Source organism: Azospirillum brasilense (genome assembly GCF_022023855.1).
GTDB lineage: Bacteria > Pseudomonadota > Alphaproteobacteria > Azospirillales > Azospirillaceae > Azospirillum > Azospirillum brasilense_F.
Map to the genome: position 1 here is coordinate 621,077 of NZ_CP059450.1, position 18,193 is coordinate 639,269.

16 protein-coding genes are annotated in these 18,193 nt (G+C 67.5%); 7 read left to right on the top strand and 9 right to left on the bottom strand.

Translation table 11 applies throughout. From position 1 onward, the window contains the following. Nucleotides 1–158: 158 nt before the first annotated feature. The 6 genes from lpdA to H1Q64_RS16255 form a co-directional block, all read right to left on the bottom strand. A complete protein-coding gene (lpdA, locus tag H1Q64_RS16230; RefSeq protein ID WP_237906181.1) occupies nucleotides 159–1,556 on the bottom strand; it encodes a dihydrolipoyl dehydrogenase in 1,398 nt (465 codons plus the stop codon). 13 nt (nucleotides 1,557–1,569) lie between these two features. Next, nucleotides 1,570–2,889 (bottom strand): pyruvate dehydrogenase complex dihydrolipoamide acetyltransferase, encoded by a 1,320-nt coding sequence (locus tag H1Q64_RS16235; protein WP_237906182.1) that lies wholly within the window; start codon nucleotides 2,887–2,889, stop codon nucleotides 1,570–1,572. Between the two features lie 13 nt (nucleotides 2,890–2,902). Further along, nucleotides 2,903–4,300 carry a pyruvate dehydrogenase complex E1 component subunit beta gene (locus H1Q64_RS16240; RefSeq protein ID WP_114860155.1) on the bottom strand — a complete coding sequence of 466 codons (1,398 nt, stop codon included), beginning with the start codon at nucleotides 4,298–4,300 and terminating at the stop codon, nucleotides 2,903–2,905. 78 nt (nucleotides 4,301–4,378) lie between these two features. Continuing rightward, a complete protein-coding gene (gene pdhA, locus H1Q64_RS16245; RefSeq protein ID WP_014198781.1) occupies nucleotides 4,379–5,395 on the bottom strand; it encodes a pyruvate dehydrogenase (acetyl-transferring) E1 component subunit alpha in 1,017 nt (338 codons plus the stop codon). Between the two features lie 212 nt (nucleotides 5,396–5,607). Continuing rightward, entirely contained in the window at nucleotides 5,608–5,979 is a 372-nt protein-coding gene (locus H1Q64_RS16250; RefSeq protein WP_237906183.1) for an FtsB family cell division protein, read from the bottom strand. A 164-nt stretch (nucleotides 5,980–6,143) separates the two neighbouring features. Continuing rightward, nucleotides 6,144–6,560 carry an acyl-CoA thioesterase gene (locus tag H1Q64_RS16255; protein WP_237906184.1) on the bottom strand — a complete coding sequence of 139 codons (417 nt, stop codon included), beginning with the start codon at nucleotides 6,558–6,560 and terminating at the stop codon, nucleotides 6,144–6,146. A 122-nt stretch (nucleotides 6,561–6,682) separates the two neighbouring features. Here H1Q64_RS16255 and parE point away from each other — a divergent pair, with 122 nt between their 5' ends. Both parE and H1Q64_RS16265 read left to right on the top strand, forming a co-directional pair. Next, entirely contained in the window at nucleotides 6,683–8,671 is a 1,989-nt protein-coding gene (gene parE, locus H1Q64_RS16260; RefSeq protein WP_237906185.1) for a DNA topoisomerase IV subunit B, read from the top strand. A 124-nt stretch (nucleotides 8,672–8,795) separates the two neighbouring features. Beyond that, nucleotides 8,796–9,365, top strand: coding sequence for a hypothetical protein (locus tag H1Q64_RS16265; RefSeq protein WP_237906186.1), 570 nt, complete (start codon nucleotides 8,796–8,798; stop codon nucleotides 9,363–9,365). A gap of 13 nt (nucleotides 9,366–9,378) precedes the next feature. Here H1Q64_RS16265 and H1Q64_RS16270 read toward each other — a convergent pair whose 3' ends face one another. After that, a complete protein-coding gene (locus tag H1Q64_RS16270; protein ID WP_237906187.1) occupies nucleotides 9,379–10,083 on the bottom strand; it encodes an alpha/beta fold hydrolase in 705 nt (234 codons plus the stop codon). A gap of 35 nt (nucleotides 10,084–10,118) precedes the next feature. Further along, complete coding sequence (locus H1Q64_RS16275; RefSeq protein ID WP_237906188.1) at nucleotides 10,119–10,661, bottom strand: hydrolase; 543 nt, start codon at nucleotides 10,659–10,661, stop codon at nucleotides 10,119–10,121. Nucleotides 10,662–10,938: 277 nt separating this feature from the next. On the opposite strand from H1Q64_RS16275, the gene H1Q64_RS16280 reads away from it, so the two are divergent. The 5 genes from H1Q64_RS16280 (at nucleotide 10,939) to H1Q64_RS16300 (ending at nucleotide 16,183) form a co-directional block, all read left to right on the top strand. Next, nucleotides 10,939–12,507, top strand: coding sequence for a DEAD/DEAH box helicase (locus H1Q64_RS16280; protein ID WP_237906189.1), 1,569 nt, complete (start codon nucleotides 10,939–10,941; stop codon nucleotides 12,505–12,507). A gap of 5 nt (nucleotides 12,508–12,512) precedes the next feature. Further along, on the top strand, nucleotides 12,513–12,755 hold the full coding sequence (locus tag H1Q64_RS16285) for an Lrp/AsnC ligand binding domain-containing protein (protein WP_149466929.1): 243 nt from the start codon (nucleotides 12,513–12,515) through the stop codon (nucleotides 12,753–12,755). 183 nt (nucleotides 12,756–12,938) lie between these two features. Further along, on the top strand, nucleotides 12,939–14,126 hold the full coding sequence (locus tag H1Q64_RS16290) for an LPS-assembly protein LptD (protein ID WP_237906190.1): 1,188 nt from the start codon (nucleotides 12,939–12,941) through the stop codon (nucleotides 14,124–14,126). After that, the gene (locus H1Q64_RS16295; protein ID WP_237906191.1) at nucleotides 14,120–15,361 is read left to right on the top strand and encodes an LPS-assembly protein LptD; all 1,242 of its coding nucleotides are present in this window, start codon (nucleotides 14,120–14,122) and stop codon (nucleotides 15,359–15,361) included. The genes H1Q64_RS16290 and H1Q64_RS16295 overlap by 7 nt, the downstream gene beginning before the upstream one ends. A 96-nt stretch (nucleotides 15,362–15,457) precedes the next feature. Next, the gene (locus H1Q64_RS16300; RefSeq protein ID WP_237906192.1) at nucleotides 15,458–16,183 is read left to right on the top strand and encodes a hypothetical protein; all 726 of its coding nucleotides are present in this window, start codon (nucleotides 15,458–15,460) and stop codon (nucleotides 16,181–16,183) included. On the opposite strand, the gene H1Q64_RS16305 is transcribed toward H1Q64_RS16300, so the two are convergent. Continuing rightward, nucleotides 16,180–18,192, bottom strand: a complete 2,013-nt coding sequence (locus tag H1Q64_RS16305) for a tetratricopeptide repeat protein (protein ID WP_237906193.1) — start codon at nucleotides 18,190–18,192, stop codon at nucleotides 16,180–16,182. The genes H1Q64_RS16300 and H1Q64_RS16305 overlap by 4 nt on opposite strands. Nucleotide 18,193: the final 1 nt, after the last annotated feature.

The window sequence follows — 18,193 nt, forward strand, 5'->3', positions numbered from 1 at the left end:
TAGGCCGGAATGACCGACCGGTCAAGTCTGATTATCGGCCGCGACGAAACAACACCGCCAATTTGATGACGGAGTCGCAATCGTTGCTCCCCCGCCCCGGAGGGCGAGGGAGGAAACGACCGTCGATCAGACCCCACTCAGTCGATCAAACAGGCCACTTAGAAGTGGATGGCCCGGCCGTAGGCATCAAGAACCGACTCGTGCATCATCTCCGACAGAGTCGGATGCGGGAACACCGTCTGCATCAGTTCCTGTTCGGTGGTCTCCATGGTCTTAGCGACCGTGTAGCCCTGGATCAGCTCCGTCACCTCGGCGCCGACCATGTGGGCACCCAGCAGTTCGCCGGTCTTGGCGTCGAACACGGTCTTCACCATGCCGTCCGCCTCGCCCAGAGCGATGGCCTTGCCGTTGCCGATGAAGGGGAAGCGGCCGACGCGGACCTCGTAGCCCGCCTCCTTCGCCTTCTTCTCGGTCAGACCGACCGACGCGATCTGCGGGTGCGAGTAGGTGCAGCCCGGGATGTTGCGGACGTCCAGCGCGTGCGGGTGCTTGCCGGCGATGTGCTCGACGGCGATGACGCCCTCGTGGCTGGCCTTGTGGGCGAGCCAGGGAGCCCCCGTCACGTCGCCGATGGCGTAGACGCCCGGCTCGTCGGTCTGGCAGTTGGCGTTGGTCTTTATGTGGCCGCGGTCGGTCTGGACCTTGGTGTTCTCCAGGCCCAGATTCTCCGTGTTCGGCGCGATGCCGACGGCGAGGATCACGCGATCGACCGTGATGTCCTCGGTCTTGCCGTTGGCTTCCACCGCCACCGTCACGCTGTCGGCACCCTTGCGCAGGTTGCCGGCCTTGCCGTTGGTGATGATCCGCATGCCCTGCTTTTCGAACTGCTTGCGGGCGAAGGTCGAGATTTCCTCGTCCTCGACCGGCAGGATGCGGTCCATCACCTCGACCACCGTCACCTTGGCGCCCAGCTCGTTGTAGAAGCTGGCGAACTCGATGCCGATGGCGCCGGAGCCGATGACCAGCAGCGACTTCGGCGTCGTGTTCGGGGTCATCGCCTTGCGGTAGGTCCAGACGAGGTTGCCGTCGTCCTCCAGACCCGGCAGGGTGCGGGCGCGGGCGCCCGTGGCGATGATGATGTTCTTCGCCCCGAAGGTGCCGACCGCCGCGCCGCCCTTGGTCACGGCCACCTGCCCCTTGCCGAGCAGCTTGGCCTCGCCCTCGATGACGGCGACCTTGTTCTTCTTCAGCAGGTGCTTGACGCCGCCGTTGAGCTGCCCCGCCACCTTGCGGGACCGCTGAACGACCTTGTCCAGGTCGAAGGACGGGTTATGGATGACCAGCCCGTAATCCGCGGCGTGCTTGGCGTTGCGCAGCACCTCGGCCGAGCGCAGGAGCGCCTTGGTCGGGATGCAGCCCCAGTTGAGGCAGATGCCGCCGAGGTTCTCACGCTCCACCACAGCGGTGCTGAGGCCGAGCTGGGCGGCGCGGATCGCCGCCACATAACCGCCCGGGCCGCCGCCGATGACGATGAGGTCGTAGTTCATGTCAGCCATGGTCAGCGCCCCCTTACAGCAGCATGCTCAGCGGGTCCTCAATCAGCTTCTTGAAAGCCGCGAGGAATTCCGCACCCTGCGCGCCGTCGGCGACGCGGTGGTCCACGGTGACTGAGACGGTCATCACGGTGGCGATGGCGAGCGCGCCGTTCTTCACGACCGGACGCTGCTCACCGGCGCCGACCGCCATGATGCAGGCCTGCGGCGGGTTGATGATCGCCGCGAACTCCCGGATGCCGTACATGCCGAGGTTGGAGATCGAGAAGGTGCCGCCCTGGTACTCTTCCGGCTTCAGCTTGCCGTCGCGGGCGCGCTCCGCCAGACCCTTCATCTCGTTGGAGATCTCGGCTAGCCCCTTGGTCTCCGCCTTCTTGACGATGGGCGTGATCAGGCCGGTCGGGGTGGCCACGGCGACCGAGATATCGACGTGGTCGTAACGGAGGATGGCCTCCTCCGACCAAGCGGCGTTGATGTTCGGGAACTTCTTCAGCGTCAGCGCGGCGGCGCGGATGATGAAGTCGTTGACCGACAGCTTGTAGTCCTTGGAGCGGGCGTTCAGGTCCGAGCGGACCTTCAGCAGCGCGTCCAGCTCGCAGTCGATGGCCAGGAAGTAATCCGGCACCGTCTGCTGCACCTCGGTCAGACGACGGGAGATCGTCTTGCGCATGGAGCTGTTCGGCTGCGCCTTGTAGCGCATGCCCAGCTTGTCCGACAGGTCCTTGGCGTCGATGCCCGCGGCCTTCGGGGCCGGAGCGGCGGCCGGAGCAGCCGCCGGGGTCGCGGCGGGAGCCTGGGCGGCAACCTGCGGAGCGGCGGCCTTGGCGGTGCCGCCGGCCTTGGCGGCCTCGACGTCGGCCTTGACGATGCGGCCGTTCGGGCCGGAGCCCGTGACGGCCTTCAGGTCGAGACCGGCCTGCTCGGCCAGACGGCGGGCCAGCGGGCTGGCGAACACGCGGCTACCGCTCTGGGCGGCGGGAGCCGGAGCGGCCGCGGCCTGCGGAGCCGGAGCTGCCGCCGAAGCGGAAGCCGCCGGGGCCGGAGCAGCGGCAGGAGCCGGAGCGGCGGCCTTGGCGAGCGCGCTGTCGTCCTCGCCCTCTTCCAGCAGCACGGCGATCGGTGTGTTCACCGCGACGCCCTGCGTGCCGGCCTGCACGAGGATCTTGCCGAGACGGCCTTCGTCGGCCGCCTCCACTTCCATGGTGGCCTTGTCGGTTTCGATCTCGGCGATCACGTCGCCGGACTTCACCGCGTCGCCTTCCTTCTTCAGCCACTTGGCGAGGTTGCCCTCGGTCATGGTCGGAGAGAGGGCGGGCATGAGAATCTGGATGGTCATTCGCTCGCCCTCCTTACTTGCGGTAGCAGGCCTTCTTCGCCGCTTCCGCGATGCGGTCGGGCGAAGGAAGGACGAGCTTTTCCAGGTTCGCCGCGTAGGGCATCGGCACGTCGAGACCGGTCACGCGGATCACCGGAGCGTCCAGATAGTCGAAGGCCTGCTCCATCATCAGGGCCGACAGCTCGGCGCCGATGCCGCAGGTCGGCCAGGCCTCCTCGACGGTGACGAGGCGGTTGGTCTTCTTGACGGAGTTGACGATCGTTTCGGTGTCGAGCGGACGGATCGTGCGCAGGTCGATGACCTCGGCGCTGATCCCGTCCTTCTCCAGCAGATCGGCGGCGGCGAGCGCGTAGCTGACCATCAGCGAATGGGCGGTGATGGTCACGTCCGTGCCGGCGCGGCGGATCTTGGCGCGGCCGATCGGAACGATGAAGTCCTCGCTCTCCGGCACCTCGAAGGATTGGCCGTAGAGGATCTCGTTCTCGAGGAAGATGACCGGGTTCGGATCGCGGATGGCCGACTTCATCAGGCCCTTGAAGTCCGACGCGCTGTAGGGCGCGACGACCTTCAGGCCGGGCACGCTGGCGTACCAGGGGGTGAAATCCTGGCTGTGCTGCGCGGCGACGCGGGCGGCGGCGCCGTTCGGGCCGCGGAACACGATCGGGCAGCCCATCTGGCCGCCGGACATGTACAGCGTCTTGGCGGCGGAGTTCACGATGTGGTCGATCGCCTGCATCGCGAAGTTGAAGGTCATGAACTCGACGATCGGGCGCAGGCCGCGGAAGGCCGCGCCGACGCCCAGGCCGGCGAAGCCGATCTCGGTGATCGGCGTGTCGATGACGCGGTCGGCGCCGAACTCCTGGAGCAGGCCCTGCGACACCTTGTAGGCGCCCTGGTACTGCGCGACCTCCTCACCCATCAGGAAGACGGTGGGGTCACGGCGCATCTCTTCGGCCATGGCGTCGCGCAGCGCTTCGCGGACGGTCTTCTTGACCGTCTTGTCGAAGAATTTGTCCTCGTCCGACGCCGGCGGCGCGGCGGCCGGGCCGCTGGCCGGACCGACCGGCAGGGTGGCCGGGGCGTGCGCGCCCGTGTCCTTCACCACCGGCTCGGCGGCGACCTTCGGGGCCGGCGTCGGGGAGCCGGACACGGCGTCGGTGACGCTCTCGCCCTCGCCGAGGATCACGGCGATGGGGGTGTTCACGGCGACGTTCTCGGTGCCCTCGGCGACCAGGATCTTGCCGATACGGCCTTCATCGACCGCCTCGACCTCCATGGTCGCCTTGTCGGTCTCGATCTCGGCGAGCACGTCGCCGGACTTGACCTCGTCACCTTCTTTTTTGACCCATTTCGCCAGCTTGCCCTCGGTCATGGTGGGCGACAGCGCCGGCATCAGCACTTCGATCGGCATTCCTCAACCTCCGGCGGCGCGGGTTCACCGGGAGGCGAAGCCTCCGGCCCTCGGCGCCGCTCCTGCTTATCGTTGTCGTCAGGCTTCGACCAGGACGTCCGTCCACAGCTCCGCCGGATCGGGCTCGGGGCTCTGCTGCGCGAATTCGGCAGCCTCGGTCACCACGGCCTTGACCTCGCGGTCGATCTCTTTGAGCTGGTCCTCGGTCACGTAAGCGCCTTCCAGCAGGACGCGCTTCAGGTTGTCGATCGGATCGGACTCGCTCCGCATCTTCTCGACCTCCTCCTTGGTCCGGTACTTGGCCGGGTCGGACATCGAGTGGCCGCGGTAGCGGTAGGTCTTCATCTCGAGGATGACCGGGCCGTTGCCGGCGCGGATATACTCGACCCACTTGTCGGCGGCCTCGCGGACCTCGAGGACGTCCATGCCGTTGACCTGATGGCCGGGAATGCCGTAGGCCGCGCCGCGCTGGTGCAGCTCGCCTGCCGAGGCGCGCTCCTGCGAGGTGCCCATGGCGTACTTGTTGTTCTCGATCACGTAGAGCACCGGCAGCTTCCACAGAGCCGCCATATTGAAGCTCTCGTAAACCTGACCCTGGTTGATGGCGCCGTCGCCGCAATAGACCGCGGACAGGCCGTCGTCCTTGTTGTACTTGTGCGAGAAGGCGAGACCGGTGCCCAGCGGGACCTGCGCGCCGACGATGCCGTGGCCGCCGTAGAAGTTCTTCTCGCGGCTGAACATGTGCATCGAGCCGCCCTTGCCCTTGGAGTAGCCTCCACGGCGACCGGTCAGCTCGGCCATCACGCCCTTGGGGTCCATGCCGCAGGCCAGCATGTGGCCATGGTCACGGTAGCTGGTGATGACGTCGTCGTTGTCCTTCAGCGCGGCCTGGATGCCGACCACAACGGCTTCCTGGCCGATGTAGAGGTGGCAGAAACCGCCGATGAGGCCCATGCCGTAGAGCTGGCCCGCCTTCTCCTCGAAGCGGCGGATCAGAAGCATCTCGCGATAGTACTTGATCAGGTCCTCGGTCGAAGCGGCCTGCTTCGAAGCGGAGTCAGTCTGCGCCTTCGGACGGCGTCGTGACGCGGCCATGTTTCCTCCCCAGGGTTTATGCAGCGACGGCAAGCGAACAGCCAGGGCTGCAGCACGTTGCGAGGGTACATCCCACTTATGAGGGTGCATCCCCCTCGCACCGGAAGCGGATGCGGGGCGCACAGTACACGACAAGCGCGAGCGACGCAAATATCTGTTTTTAAACGCGAAATTCGGCGTTAACCGGCTTTCGGTTAATTCACTGATATGACCTACTTCTCAGCGCTAGCATCACCTTCGACCTGCGCCGGAGGGAGTGCGATTATGACGTCGCGGGGGCCTGAAAGGTTCAACATCGTGCGCGCACGCTCGTCCAGCATGTCGCGGTCCAGGTGGTCGCTGCGCATCAGTTGCGCGCGGCGGTCCATTCGCTCGCGCTCGGCCTTCACCTGATCCAGGACGGATTCCGCCGTGGCGATCTCCGCCTTCAGGTGGTTCATGGCGAGCAGCCCGCGGTCCCCCTGGATGGCGTAATAGACGAAATAGGCGACGACGCAGGAGCCGATGGCCGGCCCGATGGCCTGGCGAAGGGCGCTTTTCGCGGCGCGTTTCAGCGAGTCGGTGAGGTTCTGGAGCATGGTCATGGCGGTATGATGGAATCATACGCGATTCCTTCGGTCAAACGGAAAAGAAGCAATCCGAAAGAATTCACCGCGCCGTGCTCTTTGCATCGCCGAGTAATAGGCGTCTTACACCCCCAAAGGAGAGTGACACAGCGCACAACCTTCGAAAGAAGGCGGGTTGCGCTTCACTCCGGCGGAACCTCGCGCGGGCGGCGGTCCTCGCCGATGGCGACGTAGGTGAAGACGCCCTCCGTCACCTTGATCGCCTCCCCGGCGCTGCGCTGGCGGCGCACCCAGGTCTCGACCCGCACGCGGATGGAGGTTCGGCCCACCTTGGTGACATGGGCGAAGCAGCTCACCTCGTCGCCGACATAGACCGGCTTGTGGAAGGTCATCGCCTCGATCCCCACCGTCGCCACGCGCCCGCCCGCCCGGCGCAAGGCGGCGACGCCGCCGGCAAGATCCATCTGGGACAGCAGCCAGCCGCCGAAGATGTCGCCGTTGGGGTTGGTGTCCGCCGGCATGGCGATGGTGCGCAGCGCCGGGCCGCCCTCCATGTCGGGTTGGACCGGGACTTGGTCGGTGGGGGTGCCGTCGCTCATCGTGCCTCCGCCCTCGTTCATTCTGGGGTCGAAAAAGCGCATCACAAAATATGGTGCGGGGAGTATATAGGAGCCACCGCATGCGCTTGCGCAGCCCTGACGAAATTCCTATAACTGGGGCCATGAGCGATCTTTTCGAGAACACGGCGCGCAAGGCCGAGACCTATTCCGCCCAGGATATCGAGGTTCTGGAGGGGCTTGAACCCGTCCGCCGGCGCCCCGGCATGTACATCGGCGGCACCGACGACCGGGCGTTGCACCATCTGGTGGCCGAGGTTCTGGACAACGCCATGGACGAGGCGGTGGCCGGCCACGCCAGCCGCATCGACCTGGAGCTGACCGCCGACGGCACGGTGGTGGTGCGCGACAACGGGCGCGGCATCCCGATCGACGACCACCCCAAGTACCCGGGCAAGTCGGCGCTGGAGGTCATCCTCACCACCCTGCACTCGGGCGGTAAATTCTCCAACAAGGTCTACCAGACCTCCGGCGGCCTGCACGGCGTCGGCCTGTCGGTGGTGAACGCCCTGTCCGACCGGCTGACGGTCGAGGTGGCGCGCGACCGCCAGCTCTACGTGCAGCACTACAGCCGCGGCCTGCCCCAGGGACCGCTGACCCGCCAGGGCGCGGCCAATCGCCGCGGCACGACCATCCGTTTCCACGCCGACCCCGAGATCTTCGGCGAGGCCGCGCATTTCGAGCCGCACCGGCTGTACCGGCTGGCGCGCTCCAAGGCCTACCTGTACCGGGGCGTGGAGATCCGCTGGAGCTGCGACCCGTCGCTGCTGTCGCCGGACAGCACCACCCCGGCCCAGGAGACGTTGCACTTCCCCGGCGGCCTGCTCGACTACCTGAACGCCGCCCTGAAGGAACGCCGGACGCTGACCCGCCTGCCCTTCTCGGGCGCGCTGGATTTCCCGAACCAGCAGGGCCGCGTGGAATGGGCCATCGCCTGGCCGGAGGATGACGAGGGCTTCTCGCACACCTACTGCAACACGGTGCCCACCCCGCAGGGCGGCACGCACGAGGCCGGCCTGCGCGCCGCGCTGACCCGCGGCCTGAAGGGTTATGGCGAGCTGACCAACAACAAGCGCGCCGCCCAGGTCACCGCGGACGACGTGATGAGCGACGCCTGCATCCTGCTGTCGGTCTTCATCCGCGAGCCGCATTTCCAGGGCCAGACCAAGGAGAAGCTGGTCACCGCCGAAGCCCACCGGCTGGTCGAGGCGGCGATCAAGGATCACTTCGACCACTGGCTGTCGGGCGACCCCTCCTCCTCCAAGGCCCTTCTGGAACGGCTGATCGAGAAGGCGGAGGAGCGCGCCAAGCGCAAGCAGTCCAAGGAGCTGGGACGGAAGTCCGCGACCCGGCGCCTGCGTCTGCCCGGCAAGCTGGCCGACTGCTCCCGCAACTCGCCGGAGGGCACCGAGATCTTCCTGGTCGAGGGCGATTCGGCGGGCGGCTCCGCCAAGCAGGCGCGCAACCGCGAGACCCAGGCCATCCTGCCGCTGCGCGGCAAGATTCTGAACGTCGCCTCGGCCTCCTCCGACAAGATGAAGGCGAACCAGGAGCTGAACGACCTCACCCAGGCGCTCGGCTGCGGGGTGGGTAAGGACTTCTCCAGCGACAAGCTGCGCTACGAGCGGGTCATCATCATGACCGACGCCGACGTGGACGGCGCGCACATCGCCTCGCTGCTGATGACCTTCTTCTACCGGGAAATGGGCGGGCTGATCCAGAACGGGCACCTGTATCTGGCCCTGCCGCCGCTCTACCGCATCAGCCACGGCGCCAAGTCGGTCTACGCGCGCGACGACGCGCACAAGGACCAGCTCATGAACAAGACTTTCAAGGGCAAGAAGGTGGAGATCAGCCGGTTCAAGGGCCTGGGCGAGATGATGCCGGCGCAGCTCCGCGAGACGACCATGGACCCGGCCAAGCGGACTCTGCTGCGCGTCGTCGTGCCGAACAGCGCCGACCCCGAGCAGGCGGAGGACGTGAAGGCCACGAAGACCCGCGTGGAGGAGCTGATGGGCCGTCGTCCGGAGCTGCGCTTCCAATTCATCCAGGAGAACGCGAAGTTCGTCCGGGTCGACGACATCGACGTGTGATGTTGAGCTCCGCCGGGATGCGCGGTCGGTGGAGCGGCGGCTCTTCCGGAGGCGCGGGCTTGCCGGTGCCGGGGCGGCATCCCATGATTGATCGCCCATGTCCATTCAGCAGCCCAGGCGAGCCATGACCCTCCTCTCCCGTGCCAGCCTTCTTGCCCTCTGCGCGATGGCGGGGGCCTGCACCAACGCCTGCACCAACGAACGCGTGGTAGCCGACCTGCCCGTTCCCGCCTACACGCTGAGCGAGGTGTCCTACGCGGCCTCCAATCGTGACCTGCGCGTGGTGATCCACGGCAATCCCTTCGGCATGGACCCGCAGACCTTTGGGCCGCTGGTGACCGCCAACATGCAGAACCGCATCTCCGGCGTGCGCACCAACTTCACCACGACACCCAACCAGACGGCGCGGCCCGACTATCGGGTCGTTTTGGCCTTCAACCCCGCCGAGACCACCCTGAATTCGTACCTGTGCAGCGGCCAGCCCCTGCGCACCAGCCCGCCCGGCGGACCCATCGTGGTCCAGGGCGCCTTCTGCCGGGGCGGCGGAACGCTCTCCTCGGCCACCGGCTGGCTCGACCGTCCGCAGGGACCGAACGACCCGGATTTCCGGTCGCTCATCAGCGATATGACCTTCGCCCTTTTTCCCGCCCGCCGCGCCGACCTGGACGGTTGCAGCGGGGGTCCTGACTGCTGAGGCGGGGAGCCGCTCAAGCGTAGAGAAGCCACTGGCGCAGCAGGGCGGTGACCGCCTGCGGCTGTTCCATGGCCGACAGATGGCCGCAATCCTCGATCAGGGCGAGGTGGGCGCCGGGGATGCCCTCGGCGATTTCCTCATGCAGCGTGGGGGGCGTGATGGCATCCTGCCGCCCGCACAGCACCAGTGTCGGACAGGCGATGGCGCCCAGGCCGGGCCGGCTGTCCGGACGGTTCATGATGGCGGTCTGCTGGCGGACGTAGCCGTCCGCCCCGACCCGCTGGGCCTGGGCCTGCACCGAGTCGACCAGGACGGGGTCCGCGCTGCGGTCGGGATGAACCAGGCGTGGCATGCCGGCAGCCACCACCTGCCGCAGCCGCCCCTGCCCCACCAGACGAACGGCATCCTGGCGCGTGACCGTCTGTTCCGGCGTGTCCGGGCGGGCGCTGGTGTCGAGCAGGGCGAGTTTCACCACCCGCTCCGGCGCCTGCCGCAGAATCTCGAAGGCGACGTAACCGCCCATCGACAAGCCGGCGAGCGCGAATCGCGCCGGCGCCTGCGCCAGCACCGCGGCGGCAAGGGCGGCCATGGAGTCCTGGCCGGTCAGGTCGCCCACGGCCGCCTCCGCCACATCGGCCAGATGGCCGGTCTGGTGCTCCCACAGCGCGGCGTCCAGCGGCATGCCGGGCAGCAGGATCAGGGAAATCCGGTCGCTCATCCCTCTTCCTTTCTCGTTCGACTGTCTTCATCCGATCAGCGGATCAGGTCGAGCACCGCCTTGAAGGCCGGGATGTCCGACCGCTCCATCCACTCGAACAGAACCATTTCCGTGCTGACAATGGTCGCCCCGGCGGCGCGCATGCGGGCGATGCCAAGCTCCGCGTTGGCGGGTGTGCGCGACGACACGGCGTCGGCCACCAGCACCACCTCGAACCCCAATTCGACCAGCGACAGCGCCGTCTGCATGACACAGACGTGGGCCTCGGACCCTGCCAGCACGATCTGCCGGCGGCCGATCCGCTCCAGCCGCTCCAGAAAGGCCGGCTCCCGCGCGGCGGAGAAGGCGATTTTCTCCACCACCCCGTCCGGCGGCAGCAGGGCACGCAGGGAGGCGGCGGTCGGGCCGAGGCCCCTGGGGTACTGTTCGGTGGCGAAGGCCGGCACGCCGAGCAGCGCCGCACCCTTCAGCAACGTGGCGGCGTTGCGCTCGACCCGCTCGGACTCGGCGATGGCCGGCATCAGTTTTTCCTGGATATCGACCACCACCAGGACGGAACGTTCGGAGGACAGTAGCATCGGAGGGCTGCCTTTTTTCTTTGTCCGGTCCGGGCGGAAGAATCGGCTGAAACCCGCCCTTCGACCAGTCTGGACCCCGGATTTCCGCGGTTTCCGCGGTTTTTTCACAGCCTAGCCGAGCGGACGCGGGACGCCAAGCGGCCCTTCCGGACCCGCGCGATGCGCGATTTCATCACAAGGTCTATTGACAGCGCCCTTTGACTTCATATTCTGCCGCACCATCTACTCGTCGGGCCGTATCGGCACGATTTTCGCACTCCAGACAGAAACAGGTTGGATGCTCTTTTCGGAACTTGGGCTTGGACCTGACGTCCTGCGGGCAATCGAGGACAAGGGTTACACCCAGCCGACGCCAATTCAGGAACAGGCTATTCCCTGGGTCCTGCAAGGCCGCGACGTGCTCGGCTGCGCGCAAACCGGCACCGGGAAGACGGCCAGCTTCACCTTGCCGATGATCAGCATCCTGGCGTCGGGCCGGGCGCGTGCTCGCATGCCGCGGTCGCTCATCCTCGAGCCGACCCGGGAGCTGGCGGCGCAGGTCGCCGAAAGCTTCGAGACCTACGGCAAGCACCACAAGCTCAGCATGGCGCTCCTGATCGGCGGCGAGACCTTCACCGAACAGGTGAAGCGGCTGGACCGCGGTGTGGACGTGCTGATCGCGACGCCGGGCCGTCTGATCGACCTGTTCGAGCGCGGCAACATCATGCTCAACGACATCAAGGTCTTCGTCATCGACGAAGCGGACCGGATGCTCGACATGGGCTTCATTCCAGACATCGAGCGGATCGTCAGCAAGCTGCCCAAGCTGCGCCAGACGCTGTTCTTCTCCGCCACCATGCCGCCGGAGATCCGCCGTCTTGCCGACGCCTTCCTGTCGAACCCGAAGGAAGTGACCGTCGCCCCGCCGGCTTCGCCGTCGGAGACGGTGACCCAGGCCATGGTCCTGGTGCACGAGGACGACAAGCGCAAGGCGCTGCGCCACCTGCTGCGCACCGAGGACGTCAAGAACGCCTTCATCTTCTGCAACCGCAAGCGCGACGTCGCCATCCTGCAAAAGTCGCTGGAGAGCCACGGCTTCAACGCTGGTGCGCTGCACGGCGACATGGTGCAGTCGAAGCGGATGGAGACGCTGGAAGCCTTCAAGAAGGGCGAGATCACCCTGCTCGTCTGTTCCGACGTGGCGGCGCGCGGCCTGGACGTGCAGGGGCTCAGCCACGTCTTCAACTTCGACGTGCCGATCAGCGCGGAAGACTATGTCCACCGCATCGGACGCACCGGCCGGGCGGGCCGCTCGGGCCGCGCCTTCACGCTGGCCAGCCCGCTGGACGGCAAGCAGGTTTCGGCCATCGGCCGTCTCATCAAGCGGGAGATTCCGTTGATCGCCATTGACGGCCTCGAGTCGGCCGAGTTCCTCAGCGAGGACGAGGCGCGCCGTGGCCGCAGCCGTGGCCGAGGCAAGGACAAGGAGCGCGGCGACCGCGCGCCGCGTGCCGAGCGTGCCGAACGCCCCGACCGCGAGGAACGGGCGCCCCAAGAGCGGGCGCTCCGCGAGGAGCGGCAACCGCGTGAGGAGCGGCCCATCCGCGACGAGCGCCCGGTGCGTGAGGAACGGGTGCGCGAGGACCGGCAGCCCCGTGAGGACCGCCAGCCGCGCGAATCGCTGGTCGCCGCCGAGAGCCGCCGCCAGGAGCCGCGCCGCGATCGCGACCGCCGCCGCCGCCGCGACGAGGATGAGGACGACACACCGGTGATCGGCTTCGGCGACCACATGCCGGCCTTCATGCTGCGCTCCGCACGGCGCCCGGCCCCGGTCGAGTCCACCGAGCAATCCTCGCAGGAGGGCTGAGCGCCATGCAGACCATCTTCGTCATGGTCAAATGCGAGCTGGGCAAAGCCTATCAGGTAGCCGACCAGGCCGTTCAGGACATCGAGCAGGTGTCGGAGGTGCACTCCATCTCCGGCCAGTACGATCTGCTGATGAAGTGCTACCTCCCCCAGGATCTGGACATCGGCCGATTCGTGACCGAGAACATCCAGACCCTGGCCGGGGTGCGCGACACCTTTACCCTCATCGCCTACAAGGCCTTCGCCTAGGCGTTCGACGGGTGCGGAAACCGCCTCTCAGAGGCGCGGAACAGGCAGAAAAAAGGGGACATCCGCTTGTCGCGGACGGTCCCCTTTTTCATGACTCCGCCTTACGGCAACAGGCGTTGGACAATTCGCGAGACGCGCCGCGAAACCGTTGACTTGGCCGGTTGGTTACCTCAAACGTTCGGCATGTCCCAGCTCCCGTCCCGACATGCCCGGCGCGCCCGCGCCACCAGCCCGAAGATGCATCGCCCGTTGGACCGCCGGTCGCTGGTCCTGCGATCCGGCATCGTCGCCCTGATGGCCGCCTGCGGCATCGTCCTGGCCGATCTGGCCGACGCCCAGCAGCCTCCCGCTCCGGCGCCGCAGGCGAACGGCGCCCCGCCGGTCGGGGCGGACCAGGGAGGACGGCTCGAGGTCGTCGTTCCGGCGTCAGGTCCGGCTGCGGAAGCGTCCAACGGCAAGCCGCAGGACCCACCGGTCCTTCTGGGTGCGGACACGGTCACCTTCGACGAGGCGAACAGCCTCGTGACGGCGTCGGGCAACGTCGAGCTGTCGCAGGGCCCGCGGACCGTCCATGCCGACACGATCACCTACAACCAGAAGACCAAGGTGGTCATCGCTTCCGGCAACGTGCGTCTGGTCGAGCCGTCGGGCGACATCCTGTTCTCCAATTACGCGGAACTGACCGACGACATGCGCGACGCGTTCGTCGAGAACGTCCGCGTGCTGATGACCGACAACAGCCGCATGGCCGGCAACGAGGGCGAGCGGCGCGGCGGGCGGCTGATCCGCCTGAACCGGGCGGTCTACAGCCCCTGTGAACTCTGCAAGACCGATCCGACCCGCGCCCCGGTCTGGCAGATCCGTGCCGCCCGCGTGGTCCAGGACAACGAGGATCACGAAGTCCGCTACCGCGACGCCTTCATGGAGATGTTCGGCGTCCCGTTCTTCTACACCCCTTATCTCTCCCACCCAGACCCGACGGTGGACCGGCGCTCCGGCTTCCTGACGCCCAGCTTCCGCAACAACTCCAATCTCGGCTTCGGCGCCATCGCCCACTACTACTGGGACATCGCGCCAGATCAGGATGCGACCTTCGACGTCGGCGGCTATTCCGAACAGGGCCTGTTCCTGGGCGGCCAGTACCGCAAGCGCTTCGAGAACGGACGGTTGCAGCTCGACGTGTCGGGAACCCAGGGTGAGATTCCCAACGGCACGCTGAAGGGCGCTGACGACCGGCGGGTGGCGCGGCCATGCCTTCGCCAGCGGACTCTTCGACATCGACGAGACATGGCGCTGGGGCTTCAACCTGAAGCGGGCCAGCGACGAGCTGTATCTGCGCCGCTACTTCAAACATCCGCGATGAGGTGCTGACCAGCCGGGCCTTCGTCGAAGGCTTCAACGGCCGCAACTACGCCGCGGTCAACGCCTACGGCTTCCAGGATCTGCGCTGGGGCAACCCGGTGCAGGAACCCTACGTGCTTCCTGAGGCGCGCTACAACGCGCTGGGCGAACCGGGCAGCCTGATGGGCGGGCGCTGGTCGCTGGACAGCAGCCTTCTGGCGATCGCCCGGCCGGGCAGCGGCGGCCCCGACACCCAACGGCTGGCCGTACAGCCCGGTTGGCAGCGCGACATCTATTCCAACCTGGGTTTCATCACCACGGTCGAAGGCAGCGTCCTGCTGGCCGGCTACACCGCCCAGCGGTTCGATCCGAACGATCCGGCCGGCGGAACTGGCAACGACAGCGTGCAGCGCCTGCGCTTCTTCCCGCAGGCCACGACGACGGTCCGTTACCCCTTCGTCCGCTACGGCGAGAGCAACTTCCAGACCATCGAGCCCATCGGGCAGATCAGCGTCTCACCGAACGTCGACAACAATCCTGCCTTCCCGAACGAGGACAGCCTCGACGTCGAGTTCGACGAGGTCAACCTGCTGATGCCCAACCGCTTCACGGGCATCGATCGTCTGGACGGCGGCCTCCGCGCCACCTATGGCCTGCGCACGACGTTCCAGGGCTACAAGACGGGCTCGGCGAGCCTGTTCGTCGGCCAGAGCTTCCGTGCCGACGACACCGAGAACTTCCGCGGCGGTTCGGGACTCGACAAGAAGTCGTCGGACTACGTCGGTCGCCTTGACCTGCGTCCGGCCGACTGGCTGGACCTGAACTACGGCTTCCGCATCGACCACGACACGCTGAAGCCGCGCCGCCATTCGGTCAACGCGTCGGCCGGCGTGCCCCTGCTGCGCCTCTACAGCACCTACACCTACGTCGACCAGACGGAAAACCCCTACGTCGTGGAACGGAACGAGGTCGAACAGGCCAGCCTCACCCTGGCGTCGCAGTTCTCGCAACACTGGTCCGCCAGCGTGTCCCATTCCCAGGCGTTCCGCCCCGATGCGGGTCCGCGCTCCAGCGCCGCCGTGCTGCGCTATCAGGACGAATGCCTGATCTTCGAGACCATCGCCCAGCGCGACTACACCACCATCCAGAACGGCGAGGAGGAAGGAAACACCATCTTCTTCCGCTTCGTGTTCAAGAATGTGGGCGAGTTCCGCACACCGGGCATCAGCGCCGGGTTCCTCGGCCCGTCCGGAGCCAGCAACTGACCTGAAAGGGCTTTTCCTGCCAAGGTCAAGGGGTTGCATCGGACGGCCGATCTGGGTAGCCATAGCACCCTCCTCTTCCGCTCGGGTTTGCTGCACATGGCCTTGGGACGCTACGACTACGAACGCCGTTATCGCCGCCGCTTCTGGGCGGGGTTCGCGAAGTTCGGTCTGTTCGCCGCCGTTCTCCTCGGTGTCGGTCTGTTCGCCTACCAGATGGGCATCGAGCAGTTGAAGGGCCGCGACGTGACGTTGCGGGAGGAGATCTCCACCCTGTCGCGCCAGAAAGCGGAGCTGGAACTGCTCGCCAGCCAAATGCAGCACGCCGCCCGAACAGCGGAGGCCCGCGCGGCGGAGTTGGAGGCCCGGCTCCAGCGCGAGGTCCCCTCGGGCGATCTCGCCCGGCTGGCCGGCCTGGTGTCGGAGCGCTTGAAGGGCGGCATGGACCCCAACCGCCTCGCCTTCGTCATCGCCCAGGTCCAGGCGGTGCGCAACTGCCAGCCGGCGGAAACCAAGCGCTTCGCCCTGGCCACCCCCCTCCTCAAGTCGGGCAACCGCAGCACCAGCTTCAACAACGGCGCGGTGACGGTCAGCGGCGAGGGCCAGTCGTCGCGCAACGCGCAGGGCAACGCCGAAAGCTGGTTCGACCCGTCGCAGCCGGTGACCATCAAGATCGCCGGGATGGGCGGCAAGGAGACGGTTGCCAAGGGCGTTCTGCCCTTGCACCAGACGGTGGTGATCGATAACACCGAGTACCGTTTCACCTTCGCCCCCGGCGCCCGCTCCTTCGTGGACGTGACCGCCGACCGCTGCCCCTTCCCTTAATCCTCATCCCGGACGGCAAACGGTCGCGGCGGCTTGCCGGCCATGTGGATGTCCCACATCGTCGCATAGGCACGCTCCAGGGCACGGGCCAAGCGGTCGGTGTCGAACAGCGGCGCACGCTCCCTCTGTGCCGTGAGGCGCGCCTTCAGCCGGGCGATATCGTCCGGCTCGCTGGCCAACCGCACGGCCGCGGCTTCATAATCGGCGAGCGAACGGGTGGCCAGCTCGGGCAGGCCGACGGCGCGCAGCAGGCTTGTCCCGACACGGGACGCGAATCCTTCCCCCGCCATCGTCAGCACCGGAAGGCCGGCCCACAGCGCGTCGCTGGCCGTGGTGTGGGCTCCGACCGGCTTGGTGTCCAGGAACAGGTCGGCCAGACGGTAGCGCGCCAGATGCTCCGCCGGAGGGCGCCGAGGGGCGAAGACCAGCCGGTCTGCCGCCACGCCGCGGTGTGCCGCCTCCCGCCGCAGATTCGCGCTCGCCTCCGGATGGCTGTCGAGCAGCCACAGCACGCTGTCCGGCACAGCGCGCAGCAGGCGGCACCACAGGCCGAACAGGGCCGGCGTGATCTTGTAGGCGGCGTTGAAGCAGCAGAAGACCATGCCCCTCTCCGGCAGGCCGCAGGCCGCTCGCGACGGTGTCGGACCGATCGGCCGCCTTCGGTCGTTGGGCTGGTAGCAGACCGGAAGCTGAGCGATCCGCTCCGCGTAGAAAGGCTGGTGATCGAACGGCGTGACCACAGGGTCGCCAATCACGTAATCGATGAAACCGGCGCCCATCGTTCCCGGATAGCCCAGCCATTGCGCCTGCACGGGGGCGGGACGATGGGCGGCGATCTCCGGCCGGGCGTGCTGGGTGTAGCCCTTGAGGTCAACCAGGATGTCCACGCCGTCCGCCCGAATGCGCGCCGCCGCGTCGGCGTGGGAACAGGCGGCAAGGTCCACGAAGCGGTCGAAGGCTGCGATCAGCCGGCGCCGCATCGGTCCGCCGTCGTCCGGGCCATAGCTGCAGCCGACAATCTCGACCCGCTCCCGGTCGTGGCGCTCGATCAATTCAGCGATGAGGGCCGCGGTAGCGTGCTCGTGAAAGTCGGCGGACAGATAGCCGACGCGCAGGCGACCGCGTGCTCCGGAGTCGCGGCGCAACGGCATGGCGGCGATGCCCTGCGCCCGCCACTCCGCGTAACGGCGGGCACAGGCCAACTCCGCCGCCGGGCTGGCGCCTTCGCCTAGGAAGATCCAGGGGTGGACCTGCCGCGTCGCGCCGCCGCCCACCAAGGCGGCCAGTTGCGCGGAGCGCTCTGCCAGCCCATTCCAACGGCAGAGATGCCGCATCTGCTGAACGAGTTGGGCGAGCACGCCGCCCGCGTCGGGCAGGCCGAGCGCCAGGGCGCGCTCAAAAGACGGCAGGCTGTCCGCGAGGTGCCCGGCCTCCTTCACCACCAAACCAAGATTCGCATGGGCTTCGGCCAGATCGGGGCGAAGCGCCAAGGCGTTGCGGTAGCAATGGGCGGCGGCCTCCGGCTGACCGCGCTCCTGCACCACCGTGCCGAGGTTGAGCCAACCGGGAACCAGAGCGGGGTCGAGCGACACGGCCCGGCGCAACGCCGTCTCCGCCGCCTCGCGGTGGCCCAACGCGCGGAGCAGGACACCCTGGTTGCAGGGGGCAGGGGCGAAGCGCGGCATCAGCCGCGCGGCCTCGCCATAGGCGTCCGCCGCCTCCGCGGTGCGGCCCAAGACCTGGAGCGTCAGACCAAGATTGAAATGGTTGCCGCCGAAATCCGGCAGCCAGGACAGGGCGGCGCGGTGGTGCGCCTCGGCCTCCACCGCCCGCCCCTGCCGCCGCAGCGCCTCGCCGTAGGCGGAGCGGGCCACCGCCTCCTCCGGCGTGCCGGGCTCGCCCAGCGCGTCGAGAGCGCCGAACAGCCCGGTCAGCGCCGCGGAATCGCCCGGTGCGGCGGCCAGAGCCGCGCGGCAGGCCCCGATCCGGGCGCTGAGGTCGGCGGTCATG

Bases quoted from the DNA above. Each gene is read 5' to 3' on its own strand.
- H1Q64_RS16270 (WP_237906187.1), bottom strand. From the start codon at position 10,083: ATGAGCGACCGGATTTCCCTGATCCTGCTGCCCGGCATGCCGCTGGAC.
- H1Q64_RS16280 (WP_237906189.1), top strand. From the start codon at position 10,939: ATGCTCTTTTCGGAACTTGGGCTTGGACCTGACGTCCTGCGGGCAATC.
- pdhA (WP_014198781.1), bottom strand. From the start codon at position 5,395: ATGGCCGCGTCACGACGCCGTCCGAAGGCGCAGACTGACTCCGCTTCG.
- H1Q64_RS16285 (WP_149466929.1), top strand. From the start codon at position 12,513: ATGCAGACCATCTTCGTCATGGTCAAATGCGAGCTGGGCAAAGCCTAT.
- H1Q64_RS16265 (WP_237906186.1), top strand. From the start codon at position 8,796: ATGACCCTCCTCTCCCGTGCCAGCCTTCTTGCCCTCTGCGCGATGGCG.
- H1Q64_RS16235 (WP_237906182.1), bottom strand. From the start codon at position 2,889: ATGACCATCCAGATTCTCATGCCCGCCCTCTCTCCGACCATGACCGAG.
- H1Q64_RS16290 (WP_237906190.1), top strand. From the start codon at position 12,939: ATGTCCCAGCTCCCGTCCCGACATGCCCGGCGCGCCCGCGCCACCAGC.
- H1Q64_RS16300 (WP_237906192.1), top strand. From the start codon at position 15,458: ATGGCCTTGGGACGCTACGACTACGAACGCCGTTATCGCCGCCGCTTC.
- H1Q64_RS16275 (WP_237906188.1), bottom strand. From the start codon at position 10,661: ATGCTACTGTCCTCCGAACGTTCCGTCCTGGTGGTGGTCGATATCCAG.
- H1Q64_RS16250 (WP_237906183.1), bottom strand. From the start codon at position 5,979: ATGACCATGCTCCAGAACCTCACCGACTCGCTGAAACGCGCCGCGAAA.
- lpdA (WP_237906181.1), bottom strand. From the start codon at position 1,556: ATGGCTGACATGAACTACGACCTCATCGTCATCGGCGGCGGCCCGGGC.
- parE (WP_237906185.1), top strand. From the start codon at position 6,683: ATGAGCGATCTTTTCGAGAACACGGCGCGCAAGGCCGAGACCTATTCC.
- H1Q64_RS16240 (WP_114860155.1), bottom strand. From the start codon at position 4,300: ATGCCGATCGAAGTGCTGATGCCGGCGCTGTCGCCCACCATGACCGAG.
- H1Q64_RS16305 (WP_237906193.1), bottom strand. From the start codon at position 18,192: ATGACCGCCGACCTCAGCGCCCGGATCGGGGCCTGCCGCGCGGCTCTG.
- H1Q64_RS16255 (WP_237906184.1), bottom strand. From the start codon at position 6,560: ATGAGCGACGGCACCCCCACCGACCAAGTCCCGGTCCAACCCGACATG.